Source organism: Limnohabitans planktonicus II-D5, assembly GCF_001270065.2.
Lineage (GTDB): Bacteria > Pseudomonadota > Gammaproteobacteria > Burkholderiales > Burkholderiaceae_C > Limnohabitans_A > Limnohabitans_A planktonicus.
Genome location: NZ_LFYT02000068.1, coordinates 1 through 3,019, shown reverse-complemented (window position 1 = coordinate 3,019; position 3,019 = coordinate 1). Strand labels below are relative to the sequence as shown.

At 61.1% G+C, this 3,019-nt stretch carries 3 protein-coding genes; 1 reads left to right on the top strand and 2 read right to left on the bottom strand.

Going from position 1 to position 3,019, the window contains the following annotated elements; genetic code table 11:
* Nucleotides 1–253: 253 nt before the first annotated feature.
* Together H663_RS40730 and H663_RS40725 are read right to left on the bottom strand one after the other, a co-directional pair.
* The gene (locus H663_RS40730) at nt 254–1,240 is read right to left on the bottom strand and encodes a cupredoxin domain-containing protein (RefSeq protein ID WP_165803979.1); all 987 of its coding nucleotides are present in this window, start codon (nt 1,238–1,240) and stop codon (nt 254–256) included.
* 92 nt (nt 1,241–1,332) lie between these two features.
* Complete coding sequence (locus tag H663_RS40725) at nt 1,333–1,740, bottom strand: hypothetical protein (protein WP_133240100.1); 408 nt, start codon at nt 1,738–1,740, stop codon at nt 1,333–1,335.
* A 220-nt stretch (nt 1,741–1,960) separates the two neighbouring features.
* Here H663_RS40725 and H663_RS42585 point away from each other — a divergent pair, with 220 nt between their 5' ends.
* A complete protein-coding gene (locus H663_RS42585) occupies nt 1,961–2,725 on the top strand; it encodes a DUF411 domain-containing protein (RefSeq protein ID WP_083451102.1) in 765 nt (254 codons plus the stop codon).
* Nucleotides 2,726–3,019: the final 294 nt, after the last annotated feature.

Below are 3,019 nucleotides of genomic sequence, written 5' to 3'. Positions count from 1 at the left end.
GTGGAGCTGGGCAAGGTGCTGGCCAAAGACATCCATGCCCGCCTCGTGTCGGGCGATGTCACCGGGCTGGATGCATCGACCGCCGACTTGTTGATGGGGCTTGTGCCAAAGCGGACAAACGTCGCAGCTAAAGCTACCGACCTACGGCGGGCGCGGTATGCGTAGGTCGGTGGTCGAAGACCCCGACATGGGGCCTGTGCCGAAGCGGACAAACGTCGGAGCTAAAGCTACCGACCTACAGGGGGCTGCTGGTTCAATGTTTGTGGGCGCTGTGATCGTGTTGGGCCGATGGCTTGTTCGGCGAAGTGGGCTGGGCCAGTACTTGCAGGGTGCCCCGCATGCCCGCTTCGTAGTGCCCGGGAATGAGACAGGCCATTTGCAAGCGGGTGGCTTGGCCAAAGGTCACCACCAACTCGCCGGTTTGTCCGGCCGCCACGCTGATGGCGGCTCCTGTGCCGTGGTGGTGGTCCTCTTCATGCGCCGTCCCTTTGGCAGTCGCTTGTTTCATCGCCTCGGCATGAGCGCGAATGTCTTGGTCGCTGCCCAGCACCATCTCATGCGCTGTGCGCCCCGAATTGGTGACCACAAAACGGATGGTTTCACCAGCCTGCACATCGATCTGGCTGGGCGTGAAACGCATTTGGTCGTCCATGTTCACCGCGATGCTGCGACTGACCACTTGGGCCAGAATGGGGTCATGTGGCCCGGCTGGGGTGGTGGCTCCGTGGTGGTCGTCTGCCGCATCGCTTGCCCCGTGGCTGTGCCCCGTGGCCGCCCACTCGGGGTGGCGCTCCAGCCATTGCCACGATGCCCAACTGCCTGCTGTGACGGCGGTGCCGACCAACAGCACATACACCGTGGCCGCCCGTGGCCAGTGGCGGGGCGCACTCAGTCCCAGCGCCACCACCGAGATGAAAAAGCCCAGCGGCACCACCCAGGCGCTGCGTGCGGGCGAGTCCGGAAAGTGCTGCAAACCGCCCGTGAAAAAGCCCAGGCCAATCGAGAGCAAAGTGCCCAGCACCAAGGTCTGCAGCAAACCCGAGCTTGGTGTGTCATCCGAGTCTGCATTCAGCCTGTGCTCGAGCCAAGCGCCCAGCACAAACAGCACGATGCCAATGGCAGCGGTCCACAGTGAGCGTGTACCGCTGAAAAAACCGTGGTTCACGGCACCCGAAATGAAGCTGATGCCCGAATACTTGAGCAGCATCGCGCCGTGGTGTTGTTGAAAAGAAGAAGTCATGCGTCCATCCATGCGCGGCTTTTGCCTGCGCGTTTTGATCGGTCTGCTGCACGGGTCCAGGCCCGCGCAGAGCGTGAAAAGAGGTGGAGCGTTCAGATGATGGGCGGGCGCAACACAGGGCGCAGGTTCGCGCTTTGCCAGTCCTGCCTAGGGCTGGTGGGGTGCGTGGCGGGTGCACGGTGCAGTGCAATGCAGGGCTCACTGTCCAAACCGACGGCACAGCAATGGTGACAGTCGATGGGGTTGCCAGAAGGGGCGTCTGTGTCCACTGAAGTGGGGTGGATCTGGTGCCCTTTGACTTCAACGTGACTTGTCGCGTGTCCGTGGCATTCGGGCAAAGTGGCCAGATGCACGGGGTGGTGAACTGTTTGGGATGTTGTGGCCGAGACTTCGCTCACAGCGGGCTCAGCCCATGACCATTGAATGGGCATGGCCATGACCGAGCCCAGGCTCATTTTGAGCACCATCAGCCAGATCAACCACCAAGAGCAAGAACGCATCCAATCATCTTATCGGATGTTCCAACAGGGCTGCGGCCAGATATCAAAGAAGCCAGGCAAGGTTTTCTCCTTGCGTGGCTTTGTTGTAGGTCGGGTGAGGGCGCAAAGCCTCAGTTCGGTCTTTCAACTGTGCAGGCGGCTTTGGATTTGCCTGTTTGATTACGGGCCATTTTGAAGCGGGCATGATCGGATGTATCACCTTCAAATATCGGGGCTCAACATGAGCAGTTCACGAATCAAAACCATGCCCAGACGCCAATGGCTTGCTGCAGCGGCCGTGTTGGCGGTCATTGGTTTTCAGCGCACAGCGCTGGCGCAAGCCACCTTGGTACAAGTCTGGAAAGACCCCAACTGCGGCTGCTGCCAGTTGTGGGTGGAACACCTGCAGGCCAGTGGTTTCAAGGTCGAAGTGCGCGATGTGGGCAACATCGCCGCCCGCAAGCGATTGGGCATGCCTGAGCAGCTCGGCTCCTGTCACACCGCCAGCGTGGGTGGCTACGTCATTGAGGGCCATGTGCCCGCTGCTGACATTCACCGTCTCTTGAAAGAGCGGCCTGTGGCCCTGGGTTTGTCGGTGCCCGGCATGCCCATTGGCAGCCCGGGCATGGATGGCCCCGAATACAAAGGCCGCAAAGACGCCTATGACGTGCTGTTGGTGCAAAAAGACGGCAGCAGCAAAAGCTTTCAGCACTACCCCGGGCTGCGCCGCATGGCGCAGCGTGAGGGTCTGCAACGTGTGAGCAGTGAAGCCGCCGCCCTGCCTTGGGCCACAGCCGAGGTGCGGCACATCGACAAGGCCGCGGGCAAGGTCGCGCTCAAGCACGGCGAAATCAAAAACCTGGACATGCCGCCCATGAGCATGGTGTTCCAAGTCCAAGACCCAAGCCAACTCGACGGTTTGCGTGTCGGCCAGAAAGTTCGCTTTCAAGCGGTGCAGGGCCAAGGCGCTTACTGGGTGTTGAAGATCGCGGCTGGGGCTGTGTGAGTGGGTTGAGATGGGGCAAGTCGCCATGACCCTGAAAAGACGCTGACCCTGCGCAGAACAAGACCCGTCAACATGAAAAAAGACCCGCAAGGCTTTCACCTTGCGGGGCTGATGTGTTGGCCGGGTGAGGGCGCAAACCCTCAGTCCAGACAGCGGGGCACTTACATGCCCATGCCGCCCATGCCGCCCATGTCAGGCATGCCGCCGCCGCCAGCGCCGGACTCGTCCTTCGGGGCTTCGGAGATCATGCACTCTGTGGTGAGCATCAAAGAGGCCACAGACGCTGCGTTTTGC